Genomic DNA, 16,100 nt, shown 5'->3' with positions numbered 1-16,100 from the left:
CACGATTAACCCCGCCCATGCCGCTTCCGGTATAATGGTTACCACTCAGGCGGAATACCTGACATATTTACTCAGGTATTGTACAATCAATCTCCAGAACAAGGCTGGACGTAGAAGCCAGTGATAGCGTAACTCGCGGGAATCCGCTTCAGGAGACGCTTTTCAAAGGGGTTGGATGAATTCCGGCAAGACACTGCACTGCACAGTCTTCCCCGAATTTATCCGTTCATGAAAGGCCGGTGCCTCGCGCGCACAGGCCCAGAACCAGTGGAGTTGCAGCCATGGCCGAATCCAATAAGCCCGAAGACTTCGTCAAGCACGAATACGAAGCCGGCTTTGTCACCGACATCGAATCGGACACCTTCGAACCCGGCCTGAACGAGGACGTCATCAAGCGCCTGTCCCAGATCAAGGGCGAGCCTGAATGGATGCTCGAATGGCGCCTGGAAGCCTATCGCCAGTTCCAGGAAATGACCGAGCCGAACTGGCAGAAGGTCAACTTCGAGCCCGTGGACCTTCAGTCCATCTCCTACTATTCCGCGCCCAAGAAGGACAGCGACAAGCCCCAGAGCCTGGACGAGGTCGACCCGGAGCTGCTGCGCACCTATGAAAAGCTCGGCATCCCGCTGCACGAACAGAAAGCGCTGGCGGGCGTGGCCGGCGCCGGCACACCGGCGGAGTCCGAGGCTGAAAGCACCGGCGGTGGCGGCGCCTACAGCAACGTCGCCGTGGACGCGGTTTTCGACTCCGTCTCCGTGGTCACCACCTTCAAGGAAAAGCTGGCCGAAGCCGGCGTCATCTTCTGTTCCATCTCGGAAGCCCTGCAGGAGCATCCGGAGCTGGTGAAGCAGTATCTGGGCTCCGTCGTGCCCCGTGGCGATAACTACTTCGCCTCACTCAACTCGGCAGTGTTCAGTGACGGCTCCTTCGTGTACGTGCCCAAGGGCGTCAAATGCCCCATGGAGCTGTCCACCTACTTCCGCATCAACGCCGAGAACACCGGCCAGTTTGAGCGCACGCTGATCATCGCCGACGAAGGCGCCTCCGTCAGCTACCTCGAAGGCTGCACCGCGCCCCAACGCGATGAAAACCAGCTGCACGCCGCAGTGGTCGAACTGGTAGCGCTGGACGACGCCGAGATCAAGTACTCCACGGTACAGAACTGGTACCCCGGTGACGAAAACGGCAACGGCGGCATCTTCAACTTCGTCACCAAGCGCGGCATGGCCCGGGGCAAAAACTCCAAGATCTCCTGGACCCAGGTCGAAACCGGTTCCGCCGTCACCTGGAAGTACCCCAGCTGCGTACTCAAGGGCGACAACAGCGTCGGCGAGTTCTACTCCGTGGCGCTGACCAACAACTACCAGCAGGCCGACACCGGCACCAAGATGATCCACCTGGGCAAGAACACCCGCAGCACCATCATTGCCAAGGGCATCTCCGCCGGCCACAGCGACCAGAGCTACCGCGGCCTGGTGAAGTTCCAGCCCACCGCCGAAGGCGCGCGCAACTTCACCCAGTGCGACTCGCTGCTGATCGGGGATAAGTGCGGCGCGCACACCTTCCCCTACATCGAGAACAAGAACAGCTCCGCCACGGTGGAACACGAAGCCACCACCTCCAAGGTGAGCGACGAGCAGATGCTGTTCTGCCGCCAGCGCGGCATCGACCCGGAACAGGCCGTGTCCATGATCGTCAACGGCTTCTGCAAGGAAGTCTTCAAGGAACTGCCCATGGAGTTCGCCGTCGAAGCCGGCAAGCTGCTGGAAGTGAGCCTGGAAGGCTCAGTCGGGTAAAGACACCCGGATCAGGCGTCTTCGAGGCGATCAGATCAAGGTGGGTGGGGTACATCACCCCATCACCAGCGGCGTACAGCAGAGAATCAGATACCGGGTGGTGGGGGACTTCGATCCGGGAAGCTCTGGAGCCATGGATGGCGGAAGAGCAGCCTACATGGACGTACTCGTGGCGATTCCCGGAGCGAAGTCCCCCAGCGCCCGGAGCAGGAATTCATCAGTCTTGATCATTTGAACAACTGTAAACAGGTAGAGAGCACCCACATGCTGACCATCAAAAATCTCCACGCCAGCGTCGAGGGCACCCCGATCCTCAAGGGCATCAACCTCGAGATCAAACCTGGCGAAGTCCACGCCGTCATGGGCCCCAACGGCTCCGGCAAGTCCACCCTCGCCCAGGTTCTCGTCGGCCACGAAGCCTTCGAAGTCACCGAAGGCGAAATCCTGTTCGACGGCCAGAACCTGCTCGAGCTCGAAGTCGAAGAGCGCGCCCTCGCTGGCCTCTTCCTGGCGTTCCAGTATCCGGTCGAAATCCCCGGCGTCAGCAACCTCCAGTTCCTGCGCACCGCCCTCAACACCCTGCGCAAGCACCACGGCCAGGACGAACTCGACGCCCCCAGCTTCATGAAGCTGGCCAAGGAAAAAGCCAAGCAGGTTGACCTCAGCCCCGACTTCCTCAAGCGTGGCGTCAACGAAGGCTTCTCCGGTGGCGAGAAAAAGCGCAACGAGATCATGCAGATGCTCATGATGGAGCCGCGCCTGGGCATCCTCGATGAGACCGACTCCGGCCTCGACATCGACGCGCTCAAAACCATCGCCAACGGCGTGAACACCCTGCGGGCCGACAACCGCTCCTTCCTCGTCGTCACCCACTACCAGCGCCTGCTCAACCACATCGTGCCGGACGTCGTGCACGTGCTCGCCAACGGTCAGATCATCAAGACCGGCGACAAGCAGCTGGCGATGGAACTCGAAGAACACGGCTACGGCTGGCTCGGCATCAACGAAGCGGAAGCCGCCGGCTGAAGGAGGTTCCATGACACTTGCGCACAAGACGCCCCTGACACCGCTGGACGATGCCTTCACACCGGAAGGTGGCAAGCAGCTGCCCGCGCCGCTGAAGAGCCTGCGCGACATCCGCAGCAAGGCCATCACTGGCATGGCACTGCCCAACCGCCGGACCGAGAACTGGAAATACTCCAGCCGCTACCTCAAGCTGGATCCGGAACTGGCGCCGCAGACCCAGGCCACGGGTGACGCTGATTACCGCAGCGTTGAAGGCGTTTACCGTCTGGTCATCCGCAACGGGGTGGTCGATCTCGACAGCAGCAACCTGCCCAGCGCCAGCGGCGTGGACATTCGCCGTTTTGTGGATCTGGACGATGTCGCCGCCCAGAGCGTGGCCAAGAAACTCGACACCACGCTCGACCACGGCACCACCCAGCTGGCGGCGCTCAACACCGCGCGGCTCGAAGACGGCGTACTGATCCGGCTTTCAGCGGACACCAGCGTCGACAAACCGGTCTACATCCAGTACGTCACCGATGCCGGTGCCAGTGGCTCCAACTACCCCCGCGTCATGGTCGAAGCCGGCCAGGGCAGCAAGATGACACTGGTGGAAGAATACATCAGCAATGGCGACCAGCCGGTACTGGTGGACAGCGTCTCCGAACTGCTGCTCGACGACAGCGCCAACATCACCTACATCCGGCTGTGCATGGACCCGGCCAACGTGCGCCACATCGGCGCTACCGGCGTGAAGGTCGGCGCCAATGCCAAACTCGACAGCCACTGCATCGGCTTCGGCGGCGACCTGCGCCGGCACGACCTCCAGGTCAGGCTCGAAGGCCAGGGTGGTTACGCACGGCTGAACGGCATTGCCCTGACCCAGGACCGCCAGCACTACGATAACCACACGGCCATCGACCACGTGGTACCGAACTGCGACAGCGACGAAAACTACCGTTGCCTCGCGGCGGACCGCTCACACGCGATCTTCAACGGCCGCATTCATATCCACCCGGACGCCCAGCAGTCCCACGCGGATATGAACAACAAGAACCTGCTGCTGTCGACCAACGCCGAGATTGATACCAAGCCCGAGCTTGAGATCTACGCGGACGACGTCACCTGCGCCCATGGCGCCACCGTCGGCCAGCTGGACGAAGGCTCGCTGTTCTACCTGACCTCGCGCGGCATTGACCGCGACACGGCGGCAACCATGCTCAGCATGGCCTTCGTGCACGAGCTTGTGGGCCAGGTACCGCTGGAGGACATCCGCGAGGCGGTCAACACCCGCCTGACGGACTTCATCGAAGCCAGCTTCCGGAGGGCGGCTGAATGAATCTGGAGCAGGTGCGCGCGGATTTCCCGATCCTCGAGCAGGAGGTCAACGGCAAGCCACTGGTCTATCTGGACAACGCCGCCTCGGCCCAGAAACCGCAGGCGGTCATGGACGCCATGACCCAGTACTTCCGCGAGACGCACTCCAACGTGCACCGCGGCGCGCACAGCCTGGGTGATCGTGCCACGGCCCTGTTCGAGGGTGCCCGCGAGACGGTCCGCAGCCAGATCAACGCCGCCAGCGCCAACGAGATCATCTGGACGCGCGGCACCACCGAGGGCATCAACCTCGTGGCCAACGGGTTCTACCGCTCTCTTAAACAGGGGGACGAAATCCTGGTCTCGCGCATGGAGCACCACGCCAACATCGTGCCCTGGCAGATGCTGGCCGAGGCCACCGGCGCGAGCCTGAAGGTGATCGAGGTTACCCCCGAGGGCGAGCTGGACCAGCAGAGCTTCCGCGACCAGCTGAGTGAGCGCACGAAGGTCTTCGCCATCACGGCGGTGTCCAACGTGCTCGGCACCATCAATCCCACCCGGGAAATGGTGGCAGCCGCGAAGGAAGCCGGCGCCTACACCCTGGTCGACGGCGCCCAGGCCATACCGCATCTGGGCGCGGACGTTCAGGCTCTGGACTGCGACTTCTACGTCTTCTCCGGCCACAAGCTGTTCGGCCCCACCGGCATCGGTGTGCTCTATGGGCGGGAGAACCTGCTCAACGAGTGGCCTGTCTACCAGACCGGCGGCGAGATGATTCACCGGGTGAGCTTCGAGGGCACCAGTTTCCAGAAGACGCCCTACCGCTTCGAGGCCGGTACACCGGCCATCGCCGAAGCCATCGGCCTGGCCACCGCCATGCGCTACCTGGACGATCTGGGCCACGACGGCTTGCGTGAGGCCGAGGCCGCGCTGGGCCGGCGCGTGGACGAATGGGTTGCCGACTTCCCCGGCCTGACGCGCTATGGCCAGGCGGAAAATAAGGTCCCAGTGCTCTCGTTCTGGCTCGAAGGCCTGCATCCCAGCGACCTGGGCACCCTGCTCGACCAGCAGGGCATCGCTATCCGCACCGGTCATCACTGCTGCATGCCGCTGATGGAGCACTTCGGCATCGCGGGTACTGCCAGGGCCTCGTTCGCGTTTTATAATACGGTGGAAGAGGTGGACACTTTCTTCCAGGGCCTGCAGAGGATCCAGCGCCTGTTCACCGGCAAATAAACAGCAGGAGCAGCCATATGGCTGCGACCGGCGGTAATCGCGGCCATGGCCGCTCCTACGACTCCAGATTTATTGTAGGAGCAGCGACAGCTGCGATCAGTGCTGATCGCCGCGGCGCCCGCTCCCAAGGTTCGGGTTTCAGTAAGAGCAGCTACAGCTGCGAAACCCTGCAAACAGAGTTACCGTAGGCGCTTGCTAACAAGCGATTCCCACGGAAAAAATGCCCATCGGAATAAGGAGGGCAACATGACAGTGGAAACCGTAACGCCCCAGACCGGCGTCACCATGACCGATGCAGCCATCGAACACTGTCGTGAACAGCTGAAAAAGCGGCCGGAAATGGCCGGCATCCGCCTGGGTACGAAAAAATCCGGCTGCTCCGGGTTCAAGTACACCACGGATTTCGTGCGCGACCCCGGCGACGATGACACCGCGTTTCAGATGTCAGAGGACGTAACGGTCTACGTCAGCGCCAAGGACCTGACGATGGTCGGCGGCACTGAGATCGACTTCGTCACTCAGGGCATCAACAGCATGTTCGAATTCCGCAACCCCAACGCCACCGCCGAGTGCGGCTGTGGCGAAAGCTTTGCGGTGAACTGAGGCAACCGGAACAGACTATGCAGGATCGGGAAGTTGTCGTAACCCAACGGGATGTGGAAGCCCGGCTGGTGCCCTCCGGCACCGCCATCACCATCCCCGAGGGCACCTTTGTCACGCTCACACAGGCACTGGGCGGCAGCTTCTCCGTGGCCGTCAACGGCAACCTGGCGCGCCTTGACGGCAAGGACGCCGACGCCATCGGCAAACAGGTAGCCGAAAGCGAGTTCGAGACCCCCAGCGACGGCAGCATCAACGAGGACCAGGTCTGGGAAGCCCTTATGACCTGCTACGACCCGGAAATTCCCGTGAACGTCGTCGATCTGGGACTGATCTACGACTGCAAGGTCTGGAACGACAGCGAAGGTAACCACGCCTACATCCTGATGACCCTGACTGCGCCGGGCTGCGGCATGGGCCCTGTGATTGCCGATGACGTGAAGCGTAAGGTAGAGTCCGTTCCGAACGTGGACGATGTCGAGGTGGAACTCACCTTTAATCCACCCTGGAGCAGTGAGATGCTCACTGAAGAGGCCAAACTCGAACTCGGCCTGCTCTGATCCCCCACTGTAGGAGCGGCCACGGCCGCGAGACCCCGAACAGATCGCGGCTATAGCCGCTCCTACAGAAAACACAGAACACGTAGAGGCGGCCATGGCCGCGAAACCGAAACAGATTGCAGCTATAGCCGCTTCCACAGAAAACACAGAACACGTAGGAGCGGCCATGGCCGCGAAACCGAAACAAATCGTGGCTATAGCCGCTCCTACAGAAAACACAGAACATGTGGGAGCGGCCATGGCCGCGAACCCCAAAACAGATTGCAGCTATAGCTGCTCCTACTGATGAACAGGTTCCCATGACGACGGATACCAACTTCACCAACACCGAACTCGGCACCGACATCACAACCGATGATGTACGGGACGGCTTTGAGCTGCTGGACGACTGGGAAGAACGCTACGGCTACATCATTGACCTGGGCAAGAAGCTTCCCGCCTTCCCGGACGACGAGAGGCGCGAGGAGAACTACGTCCACGGCTGCCAGAGCCAGGTCTGGCTGATCCACTGGAAAGACCCGGAAAGTGGCCGGCTCTACCTGCTGATCGACAGCGACGCCATGATCGTGCGCGGTCTCGCCGCCATCATCATGATCGCCCTGAACGGCCGCACACCGGATGACCTTCTGGCGGTGGACATCGAGGGCCTGTTCGAGGAACTGGACCTGATGCGCCATATCTCGCCCACCCGGGGCAACGGCCTGCGCGCCATGGTCGAACAGATCCGCGCCACCGCCCAGCAGTACACCTGACCCGCCCCACCTATTCCCTGTAGGAGCAGCTATAGCTGCGATCTGTTTCGGGTTTCGCGGCCATGGCCGCTCCTACGGTTAGTGACGGCGCCGTTCTGGTTACCAGATCACCACACGATCCCCACGCTGAACATTGATCCGCCCACCTTCCACTGGCAGCTGACCACTGCTGAAGCGCGGTTGGACCTGCTGGATTTCCAGAGTCCGGCCAATGGGTCTCAGGGCCGGGTATTCCTGGGGCTGATCCAGATAGCGCTCAGCGCGCAGAATTTCCATGGTCTGGCCAGGGCGCAGCCCGGAATCCGCACCGGCGCTGATCCGTACGCGGCGACTGTCCACCCGCTCCACGGAGGCGATGAACGGCTGGCAGCCCAGATTCACCGCCACCTCGTCCGCCAGCTCAGAAACCCGCTCACCAATCCGTTTCCCGAATTCGGTCTCCGCGAACGCTGGCGTGCCGAAACCCACGTCGGCTTCCCGAGCGTGATCCCACTCGCCACGCACCGCCAGCCGGTCACTCATGACCATCACACCACTGAGCCCGTCATACACGAAGAGATCCACCGCCAGCCGGCGCTGCTGATTCGCGACGCCCAATCCGCGACCCAGCCAGGATGCGGCTGAGGTTCCCCAGGCGTCCGGGTTCTCAACGCCGATGTCGTGAACCACTCCGGAGATCACAAACTGCACCCCCATGGCACGGGTCAGCTCCGAGGCACGGGTCAGATGCCGGTCAACCGCCTGTACGGTCGGGGCGTTGACCGCCCGATCATAGAGCCGGCGGTCAAAGGCCTGATGCATCAGGATGGTTTCACGGGAACTCAGATCATCGTTGAGCATCCGCGGCAGGGCCCGGACAACGTTGCCCAGCCGCCCCAGCATCGCCCCATCGGAGTCCAGCAATGGGAAACGGGTGATGGCCACACTCTTGCGGAACCGGCTGGTATCACGCCCCGGGCAGGAGGACCCCTCCTGCAGCGAGGGCGCCCGCTGCAAACGCCGGAGGTTGGCGGCCGAGCGCTCACGGTTGTCCGTATCCCGGGGTACCAGCGCGACCGGGCGGGTCTCTTTCACTGCCTCACCCTGCCCGGCACTGCCCGGCCCGCCTAGTCTCGAAACCGCAGGCTGGGGGCGCAGCTGCTGTGGGAAGTGGACCTGCACGGGCTGCTTATCCGCGCCAGCGCTCTGTTGTTGGGCACCACTGGTACCCAGCGGCAAGGCCACGAGCGCCATGAGCAGCGCTCCCATCAATGTGATTCTCATGCCCCCTCCAGGAAATACAGTGGCTCAGGCGCGGGAGTCAGATCCCCGCAGGCCGATACCGGCTCCATTACCGGCGGACGGGCGCACCCCTTCGCCCCTGCGGTCTCGGTCAGGCACTGTGCCAGCCGGCCGCTCAACCGAACCCCATGGAACGACTCAAAACGCCCCGACTCAGGCCGGACCCGACCGAGCAGACGGGCCTCGGCCATCACCTGCGAGACCATCTGTTCCCGTTTCCCCTGGGTCAGCGCCGGCAAGGCATTGCCTCCCCCGGCCAGCCTTGCCTCGGCCCATGCCGTTTCCAGTTCCGCCCTCACCCGGTGTTCCAGTCGGCTTCTCGCCTGCTGCTCGGTCTCACACAGACGCTGGCGCCAGTAGTCCTCAACCTCACCGAACTCAGCCGTGGGCTCATCCAGTTCCCCCCGGGCCAGCAGCAACCAGGCCTCCTCCGGGGCACCGAAAGGCGTATCCATCCAGGGCAGACTGGAACAGCCTGCCGCCAGCAGTGCCGCCACCATGGCAAGGGTCAGTTGCACAATCTTCACGCTTTGCCGGAGCTCCCCTCAGGTTTGCCGTCAGTAGATGCATGCAAATACCGGACCAGAAAGAACACCTTCCATACTCCGACAGTACAGCATCTGATCACTCTGCAAGTGCCTGTAAAAAGTCGTTTCCGCACGTAGCAAAACATGGCCTTTCCCCGTGCTTTGACTACGCTGCCAGTGTTCACCGGATTAAATCCACGTCACTGAGAGGGAATCACCCCATGACCACAAGCTCCTCCCGAGCCCGGACCCGCCTCGCCATGGCGGTTGCGTTCACTACGGCAGCTGCGAGCACCCAGGCCGCGCCACCCCAGTTCAACGACGTCCGAGCCTTCGGCATGGGCGGCACCGGCGTCGCTGCAGCACGCCCGAGCGGTGCCGCGCTGTTCAACCCATCGCTGCTGGCGGCCGATCACAGCGGCTGGAACGATGGGTTCTCAGTCACCCTGCCTTCCGTGAATGCTCGGTATGCGGAGAACGAGGATGTGGTGGATGAAGTCGACCGGATCCAGGATACGATTGAAGATCTGGAAACCACCCTTAACAGTCTTAACACGAACACTGCGACCCAATCGGATATCGATGCAGTTCAGAACCAGGCCGGCGAACTGGCCAGCCAACTGCGCGGTATCGATAACGAATTCGTCCGGGGAGATGTGGGCCTTGGCACCTTGTTCGCTTTGCCCTCACCCACGCTGGGAGTAAGCCTACACGCCAACGCCCAGCTTCGCGCCACCGTGGAAAGCCGAATTGACCCGCAAGACCTTGAGGCATTGGACGAAGTAGCAAATCTCAACAACCCTCAAGATGCTAATGACATTGAGAACGCTCTCGGCTCACTTTATGAGTCCGGCGAAATCAACCCGAAATCCGATGGCCGCGTCCTCGCCTCAGCCGTCGGCGAAATCGGTCTCACCCTTGCCCGTTCCTTCGAGATCCAGGGGCAGAGCGTGAACTTCGGCGTCACCCCCAAACTCGTTCAGATGCGCACCTTCGACTACGCCCAGGGCGTGGATGATTTTGACGAAGACGACTTCGACGCCTCCGAATACGAAACCGAAGACACCCACATCAACGTGGACATCGGCGCCAGCGCCGATCTTGGAAGCAGTGACCAATGGCGGGTCGGTGCCTCCGTCCGCAACCTGATCCCGCAAACCCTGAAAACGGTTGAGGACAACGACAGCCCTGTTCCGGGCCGATACGATCGTGAGGAAATGAAACTCGATCCGCTCGTCACCGTCGGCGTGGCCCACACCAGCGGCTGGCACACCCTGACCGCGGACCTGGACCTGACCAAGAACGAAGGCATCGGCCCGGCCGCCGACCAGCAGTGGCTCGCCGTGGGTGGTGAATTCAACGTCTACGACTGGATCAACGTGCGCGCTGGCGCCCGCCAGAACCTCGCCAGCGATACCGGGGAGGATGGCATCGAGGAGGAAACCCAGTACACCGCCGGCTTTGCCCTGTCCCCCTGGGCCCTGCGCATCGAGGCCGGCGCGCTGTTCAGCAGCGAGGAAGTAGGCGGCGCCGTGGAGCTGGGCATGTCCTTCTGACCACCCCCTCGTAGGAGCGGCCATGGCCGCGATTCACTGATCGCAGCTATAGCTGCTCCTACAACCAAAAAACCCATCCTCCCCCGTAGGAGCGGCCACGGCCGCGATTCCCTGATCGCAGCTATAGCTGCTCCTACAACCAAAAGCCCATCCTCCCCCGTAGGAGCGGCCACGGCCGCGACCTGCTTCTATCGCAGCCCTGGCTGCTCCTACAGGCACTGGGCGGTGGCTGGTATCATGCCCCAATGCATACCAACACCTTCGAATGCCGCGCCGGCTGCGGCGCCTGCTGTATCGCGCCCTCCATCTCGTCGCCCATCCCTGGCATGCCCAACGGCAAGCCCGCCGGCACGCCCTGTGTGCAACTCGATGAGAATTACCACTGCAGACTTTTCGGTGACCCCAGCCGCCCCGCCGTGTGTGAAGCTTTCCAGGCCGAACACAGCGTGTGCGGAAACAGCCGGGAAGAGGCCCTGATGATCCTGAAAGAAATGGAAGGCTGACCCCCGTAGGAGAGCGGCCACGGCCGCGATTCACTGATCGCAGCTATAGCTGCTCCTACAACCAAACACCCATCCTCCTCCGTAGGAACGGCCACGGCCGCGACCTTTTCCTGTCGCAGCCATGGCTGCTCCTACAAATCCAGGCTCACCCGTGAGAGCGGCCGCGGCCGCGACCTTTTCCTATCGCAGCCATGGCTGCTCCTACAAATCCAGGCTCACCCGTGAGAGCGGCCGCGGCCGCGACCTTTCCTGTCGCAGCCATGGCTGCTCCTACTAATCCAGGCTCACCCGTGGGAGCGGCCATGGCCGCGATCATCCCCCATCACAACCAACAAGCATCCCAAAGTGGATAATCCTCAATCCGCTCGACCAGCCCCGCCCGCAGGGGGTTGGCCACAACATAGCGCGCCACTGCCCGCAAATCCTCGTACCGGCGCAACGCCCTGTCATGGAACCCTGGCTGCCATATACGGGCTTCGGCCAGTTCCGGACGAAGATTTCTGAGGCGCAGCGTAGCTCTGGCCTTTACCTTGCCCACTGCCCGTTCAAGTGACGCGCCGTCGCGCAGCTGCATCAGCCAATGGATATGGTCGGGCATCACCACAAAACACCAGGTCTCCGCAAGGTCTTCCGCCTCACGAAGCCCTCCAACAACGGCTCGGCCGGATTCGAATTCCCTGAATACGGTGTGCCGGTTCCAGCAGTTTGCAGTAACGAGATAGATGCGGCCCGGCTCGCTGACCCGGCCTCGACGCAGGCGATGGCCTGCAGGTTGGGTGGCCCGTTCCATGGGCGGTCTCCTTCCCTGGTTGTAGACGCGTTCCGGCCGGAATGATCCCACGCGGCCTACCGCAACGGAACCCCCACCATCCCTGTAGGAGCGGCTATAGCCGCGACTCCTGTCCTATCGCAGTGATGGCATGGCCTGTTTCTGTCGCAGCCATGGCTGCTCCTACAAATCCAGGCTCACCCGAAGGAGCGGCCACGGCCGCGACCTTTTCCTGTCGCAGCCATGGCTGCTCCTACAGGGGGATAGGTAGCAGGTTTTGTTAGAGCGGCCATGGCTGCTCCTACAGGGGGAGGGGGAGCGGGGTTCTGTGGGAGCGGCCATGGCCGCGATAGGGGGCGTTTCATTCGTGGACGGGGGCTTTTCAGAATTGAAGAATCCGTGCCCATCCCTTATCGCTCGCGCCCCTTTAAGACCCTGTTTTAAAAAGACCCTTTCCATCCGATCACAACATGGCACAGAGCATGCTGCTGTCTCTTCACAACAACGCCACAACAAGGACACTGCACCATGAGCCACCGAATCAAAGTGATCATTCCCATCCCGGTGGATGCCGCCGGCGTGGCCGCGCGCCAGGCCCAGCTGCCGGACGGTCTGCTGCCTCCGGACTACGAGGTCGTGTTTGAGGCGGTCAAGGCCGGCGCGGCCCTGGGCGACAGCTTCCACGATGCCCTGCTGATGGACGTGAGCGTGGTCGAGGCCGCGCTGACTGCCGAGAAGGAAGGCTACAGCGCCGTCTGCATCGACACCATGAGCGACTCCGGCATCAACGCCCTGCGCTCGTGCCTCAACATCCCGGTTGTGGCCCCCGGCGCCTCCAGCTTCTACATGGCTGCCAACCTGGGCAAGAAGTTCGGCATTGTCACCATGTGGGACGAATGGTTCCCGCTCTACGACAAGACCCTGACCGAATACCGCATGTGGGACCGTCTGGCGTGCATGCGCTCGATCAAGACACGCCCGGACCTGTCGGAACTGCTCGCCGGCAAGGAAGAAGTGGTGTTCAATAAGCTTCTGGAGGAATCCCAGAAGGCGATCACCGAAGACGGCGCCGACACCATCATTCTGGGCTCGACCACCATGCACCAGTCCCACGCCTTCCTGGCCGAGCGACTCCCGGTGCCGGTGGTCAACCCGGGCCAGGTCACGTTCAAGACCTGCCAGATGATGCTGGAACTGGGGCTGACCCACAGCAAGAAGGCCTATCCCGCGCCGGAGAAGCCCAATTTCGAGGTCTACCACCAGATCGTGAAAGGCGGCTGAGACTGTCCGAGGCCACCAACAACACCAGAGAGGATAACCCCAATGACCAAGCTCACACGCGACCAGCTCATCGAAAAGGCGACCATGGATTACTTCGCCAACGTCGACAGGAAGAACATGGATGGCGTGCTCGCCAACTTCCACGACAACGCCACGCTCACCGTGCCCACGGACCCGATCGTCCACGAAGGCCGGGATGACGGCATCCGCCAGATGTTCCAGACCCTGTTCGACTCCTACACCGAGATCTGGCACGGCGACTTCGAGTGCACGGCGGATGAAGCCACCCAGAGCATCGCCGCCCGCTTCAACGTCTACCTGAAAACCGAAGACGGCGGCGAGATCAAACTCACCAACTGCAATTTCTGGTACGTCGAGGACGGCAAGTTCTCCCGGGTCTTTGTGTTCATGAGCGGCCCCAACGTTCTCAAGTAAGCCAGCATCAACTCGCGCACCACCCTGCCTCCGATACAGCGATGCGAGCGCTGTCCTTGCGCCGACCTCCGGGTCGGCGCCTTTTTTTCAGCTGTGAAAGACGCACCCTTTCACAATGGATCACCCCCACCTCCCAAACCCCAAACCACAACCATAAACACATGTTTTTAAAAGCCTATCCGGGTTGGCCTGCGGTTTGCTACACCTCCTTGAACCACACAAAGGGGTCCACCATGAGCACCAATAACAATTCCCACGCCTACCCGAACCTGTTCACGCCGCTGACCATCGGCAACGTCACCATCCGTAACCGGCTGATGCAGACCGCCCATGCCAAGGGCTTCCATGCCGGCGATGGACTGACCAACAACCGCGACATCTATTACCAGGCCGAGCGCGCCAAGGGCGGCATTGGCCTGATCGTCACCGGCGCGCGCCACGTCCACCCCAACTCCACCGGCCCGCACCGGACCATGGCCCGCGGCAACCTCAGGGCCATTGTCGAGCGCGACGCCCAGATGACCCAGGCGGTGCACGAGTTCGGCGGCCGGATCGTGGCCCAGCTCATCCACTTCGGCCCTCAGGGGCGCAGTGGCTCCCAGGACGACTACCGCGTGGTCTGGGGCCCCTCCACCATGAAATCCCCCGCCTACAACGAGTGGGCCCGGGAGATGACCAAGGCCGAGATGGACGAAGTCTCCGAGGCCTTTGCCCACACGGCGGTACAGTCCAAGGAATCCGGCTTTGACGGCGTGGAGCTGCACTATTCGCACGGTTACCTCCACCAGCAGTTCCTGTCCTACGTCTACAACAAGCGCACCGACGAGTACGGCGGCAGCCGTGAGAACATCGTGCGCTTCCCGATCGAGACCATCGATCGGGTGCGCGAGGCCGTGGGGCCGGACTTCATGGTCGGCATCCGCGTTTCCATGGACGAGTGCACCGCTGGCGGCATGCAGGCCGATGAGGCCATCGAGATGACCAAGCTGCTGGTCGCCACCGGCAAGGTCGACTACGTCAGCGCCACCGCCGGCACCTACGCCGCCCACGCCGACCAGATCCCGCCCGGGGACTACGCCGAGAACTGGCTGGTCAAGGATGGCGCCCGCATGCGCAAGGCCATCCAGTCGGTCAACCCGAACGTGCCCATGTTCATCGTCGGCCACATCGTGGATGCGCACAGCGCCGAGGAACTGGTCGCCAGCGGCGCCACGGACATGGTCGCCATGACCCGCACCCAGATCGCCGACCCGGCCTTCGCCAACAAGCTCCAGCAAGGCCGTGAGGACGAGATCAACCACTGCATCCGCTGCAACCAGGGCTGTATTGCGCGGCTGATGATGGGCAATGCCATCTCCTGTGTGGTGAACCCCGCCGCCGGGCGTGAGCAGGCCTTTGGGGCGCACACGCTGCAGCCCGCCCGGAAACCGGCGAACTGGCTTGTTGTCGGGGGCGGCCCTGCCGGCATGAAAGCCGCGTTGACGCTGCAGCAGCGCGGTCACGAGGTGACCCTCATCGAACGTGCCGGCAAGCTGGGCGGGCAGGTGAACTACGCCGCCCAGCTGCCACGGCGCGACAAGTTCGGCTTCATCCCGCGCGACCTGGAACGCCAGCTGCGCAAGGCCGGCGTCGATATCCAGCTCAACACCAGCTGGAGCGCCGACGAGATCGAAGCGTTCGGGGCGGACGGCGTCATCATCGCCACCGGCTCGGTACCGCTGAAAACCGGCTTCACCTCCACCCGCCCCGCCGTGGACGAAGTCCCGGGCACCAACCAGGCCAACGTGCTCAGCGTGATGGACATCCTGGACAACCCCGGCTCCGTGGGTAAAAACGTCGTGCTGTTCGACGAGGATGGCGGCCGTTACGCCCTGGGCGCGGCGGAATTCCTGCTGGACCGGGGCCACAACGTGCACCTGATCAGCCGGTTCAACGCCCTGGCCCCCAACCTGGCCGTAACACTGGACCTGCCGGTGAACTACCAGCACGTCTTCCGCAAGGGGCTGGAGTACACCATCAATGCCTGGGTCCGCTGGATCGACGGCGGCAGGACGCAGCTGTTCAACCTGTTCACCGACCAGGACACCCAGGTGCTGGAGGCCGACACCTTCGTCATGGCCTGCGGTCACCGTTCGGACAACGCCCTTTACGGGGCGCTCCAGGGGCGCATCGAGAACCTGCACTGCGTCGGTGATGCCCAGCTCCCCCGTCCCCTCCAGGACGTGATCTACGAGGGCATGCTTGCCGGCCGGGAACTGCTGGACAGCCCGGACCGGTTCATCGAGCACGGCGCGCTGGAGGGCTTTGACGAGAGCTGGCGCAAGGAGCTTCTGTGAGCCCCGCTCACCGTGCCCTGATCCTGCTCATGGCGGCGCTGCCCCCGGCAATCTGGGGCAGCACCTACCTGGTGACCACCGAGCTGCTGCCCCCGGACAAGCCGCTGATGGCGGCCGTGCTGCGGATACTGCCGGTGGGGCTGGTC

15 protein-coding genes are annotated in these 16,100 nt (G+C 62.6%); 12 read left to right on the top strand and 3 right to left on the bottom strand.

The genetic code is table 11. The features are described from left to right. Positions 1-281: 281 nt before the first annotated feature. The 7 genes from sufB (at position 282) to QZ501_RS05525 (ending at position 7,266) form a co-directional block, all read left to right on the top strand. Positions 282-1,796 (top strand): Fe-S cluster assembly protein SufB, encoded by a 1,515-nt coding sequence (sufB, locus tag QZ501_RS05555; protein WP_160897797.1) that lies wholly within the window; start codon positions 282-284, stop codon positions 1,794-1,796. A 264-nt stretch (positions 1,797-2,060) separates the two neighbouring features. Further along, complete coding sequence (gene sufC, locus QZ501_RS05550; protein ID WP_151441375.1) at positions 2,061-2,822, top strand: Fe-S cluster assembly ATPase SufC; 762 nt, start codon at positions 2,061-2,063, stop codon at positions 2,820-2,822. A 10-nt stretch (positions 2,823-2,832) separates the two neighbouring features. Continuing rightward, positions 2,833-4,140, top strand: a complete 1,308-nt coding sequence (gene sufD / locus QZ501_RS05545; RefSeq protein WP_295717861.1) for a Fe-S cluster assembly protein SufD — start codon at positions 2,833-2,835, stop codon at positions 4,138-4,140. Further along, on the top strand, positions 4,137-5,354 hold the full coding sequence (locus QZ501_RS05540; RefSeq protein WP_295717859.1) for a SufS family cysteine desulfurase: 1,218 nt from the start codon (positions 4,137-4,139) through the stop codon (positions 5,352-5,354). The genes sufD and QZ501_RS05540 overlap by 4 nt, the downstream gene beginning before the upstream one ends. 246 nt (positions 5,355-5,600) lie before the next feature. Next, complete coding sequence (locus tag QZ501_RS05535; protein WP_151441378.1) at positions 5,601-5,957, top strand: iron-sulfur cluster assembly accessory protein; 357 nt, start codon at positions 5,601-5,603, stop codon at positions 5,955-5,957. Positions 5,958-5,974: 17 nt separating this feature from the next. After that, positions 5,975-6,514, top strand: coding sequence for a putative Fe-S cluster assembly protein SufT (gene sufT, locus QZ501_RS05530; RefSeq protein WP_160897792.1), 540 nt, complete (start codon positions 5,975-5,977; stop codon positions 6,512-6,514). 299 nt (positions 6,515-6,813) lie between these two features. Further along, positions 6,814-7,266: a SufE family protein gene (locus QZ501_RS05525; RefSeq protein WP_295717856.1), complete on the top strand. Its 453-nt coding sequence runs from the start codon at positions 6,814-6,816 to the stop codon at positions 7,264-7,266. Positions 7,267-7,365: 99 nt separating this feature from the next. Here the strand turns inward: QZ501_RS05525 and QZ501_RS05520 are convergent, their stop codons facing one another. Both QZ501_RS05520 and QZ501_RS05515 read right to left on the bottom strand, forming a co-directional pair. Next, the gene (locus QZ501_RS05520; RefSeq protein WP_160897788.1) at positions 7,366-8,529 is read right to left on the bottom strand and encodes a flagella assembly protein FlgT middle domain-containing protein; all 1,164 of its coding nucleotides are present in this window, start codon (positions 8,527-8,529) and stop codon (positions 7,366-7,368) included. Beyond that, positions 8,526-9,074, bottom strand: coding sequence for a hypothetical protein (locus QZ501_RS05515; RefSeq protein ID WP_295717852.1), 549 nt, complete (start codon positions 9,072-9,074; stop codon positions 8,526-8,528). Before QZ501_RS05515 ends, QZ501_RS05520 begins: the two co-directional genes overlap by 4 nt. Positions 9,075-9,295: 221 nt before the next feature. Here QZ501_RS05515 and traF point away from each other — a divergent pair, with 221 nt between their 5' ends. Further along, a complete protein-coding gene (gene traF, locus QZ501_RS05510; RefSeq protein WP_295717850.1) occupies positions 9,296-10,630 on the top strand; it encodes a conjugal transfer protein TraF in 1,335 nt (444 codons plus the stop codon). A 245-nt stretch (positions 10,631-10,875) separates the two neighbouring features. Further along, on the top strand, positions 10,876-11,133 hold the full coding sequence (locus QZ501_RS05505; protein ID WP_295717848.1) for a YkgJ family cysteine cluster protein: 258 nt from the start codon (positions 10,876-10,878) through the stop codon (positions 11,131-11,133). Between the two features lie 322 nt (positions 11,134-11,455). On the opposite strand, the gene QZ501_RS05500 is transcribed toward QZ501_RS05505, so the two are convergent. After that, positions 11,456-11,923: a transposase gene (locus QZ501_RS05500; RefSeq protein ID WP_295717845.1), complete on the bottom strand. Its 468-nt coding sequence runs from the start codon at positions 11,921-11,923 to the stop codon at positions 11,456-11,458. Between the two features lie 507 nt (positions 11,924-12,430). Here QZ501_RS05500 and QZ501_RS05495 point away from each other — a divergent pair. From QZ501_RS05495 to QZ501_RS05485, 3 genes are all read left to right on the top strand, one after another. Then, positions 12,431-13,183 (top strand): aspartate/glutamate racemase family protein, encoded by a 753-nt coding sequence (locus tag QZ501_RS05495; protein WP_295717843.1) that lies wholly within the window; start codon positions 12,431-12,433, stop codon positions 13,181-13,183. A gap of 42 nt (positions 13,184-13,225) precedes the next feature. Then, the gene (locus tag QZ501_RS05490; protein ID WP_151441385.1) at positions 13,226-13,618 is read left to right on the top strand and encodes a nuclear transport factor 2 family protein; all 393 of its coding nucleotides are present in this window, start codon (positions 13,226-13,228) and stop codon (positions 13,616-13,618) included. Positions 13,619-13,851: 233 nt separating this feature from the next. After that, positions 13,852-15,954, top strand: coding sequence for an FAD-dependent oxidoreductase (locus QZ501_RS05485; protein WP_295717840.1), 2,103 nt, complete (start codon positions 13,852-13,854; stop codon positions 15,952-15,954). Positions 15,955-16,100: the final 146 nt, after the last annotated feature.

This window comes from uncultured Halovibrio sp., assembly GCF_913056445.1.
In the GTDB taxonomy this organism is placed as follows: Bacteria; Pseudomonadota; Gammaproteobacteria; order Pseudomonadales; family Oleiphilaceae; genus Halospina; species Halospina utahensis_B.
The sequence above is the reverse complement of the archived record's forward strand: the minus strand, read 5'-3'. Positions and strand labels throughout refer to the sequence as shown.

What these genes read in the sequence shown, in the direction of transcription:
- sufD (WP_295717861.1), top strand. Translation starts at nt 2,833, where the DNA reads ATGACACTTGCGCACAAGACGCCCCTGACACCGCTGGACGATGCCTTC.
- QZ501_RS05525 (WP_295717856.1), top strand. Translation starts at nt 6,814, where the DNA reads ATGACGACGGATACCAACTTCACCAACACCGAACTCGGCACCGACATC.
- QZ501_RS05485 (WP_295717840.1), top strand. Translation starts at nt 13,852, where the DNA reads ATGAGCACCAATAACAATTCCCACGCCTACCCGAACCTGTTCACGCCG.
- QZ501_RS05500 (WP_295717845.1), bottom strand. Translation starts at nt 11,923, where the DNA reads ATGGAACGGGCCACCCAACCTGCAGGCCATCGCCTGCGTCGAGGCCGG.
- QZ501_RS05505 (WP_295717848.1), top strand. Translation starts at nt 10,876, where the DNA reads ATGCATACCAACACCTTCGAATGCCGCGCCGGCTGCGGCGCCTGCTGT.
- sufB (WP_160897797.1), top strand. Translation starts at nt 282, where the DNA reads ATGGCCGAATCCAATAAGCCCGAAGACTTCGTCAAGCACGAATACGAA.
- QZ501_RS05540 (WP_295717859.1), top strand. Translation starts at nt 4,137, where the DNA reads ATGAATCTGGAGCAGGTGCGCGCGGATTTCCCGATCCTCGAGCAGGAG.
- QZ501_RS05520 (WP_160897788.1), bottom strand. Translation starts at nt 8,529, where the DNA reads ATGAGAATCACATTGATGGGAGCGCTGCTCATGGCGCTCGTGGCCTTG.
- QZ501_RS05490 (WP_151441385.1), top strand. Translation starts at nt 13,226, where the DNA reads ATGACCAAGCTCACACGCGACCAGCTCATCGAAAAGGCGACCATGGAT.
- traF (WP_295717850.1), top strand. Translation starts at nt 9,296, where the DNA reads ATGACCACAAGCTCCTCCCGAGCCCGGACCCGCCTCGCCATGGCGGTT.
- QZ501_RS05495 (WP_295717843.1), top strand. Translation starts at nt 12,431, where the DNA reads ATGAGCCACCGAATCAAAGTGATCATTCCCATCCCGGTGGATGCCGCC.
- sufT (WP_160897792.1), top strand. Translation starts at nt 5,975, where the DNA reads ATGCAGGATCGGGAAGTTGTCGTAACCCAACGGGATGTGGAAGCCCGG.
- sufC (WP_151441375.1), top strand. Translation starts at nt 2,061, where the DNA reads ATGCTGACCATCAAAAATCTCCACGCCAGCGTCGAGGGCACCCCGATC.
- QZ501_RS05535 (WP_151441378.1), top strand. Translation starts at nt 5,601, where the DNA reads ATGACAGTGGAAACCGTAACGCCCCAGACCGGCGTCACCATGACCGAT.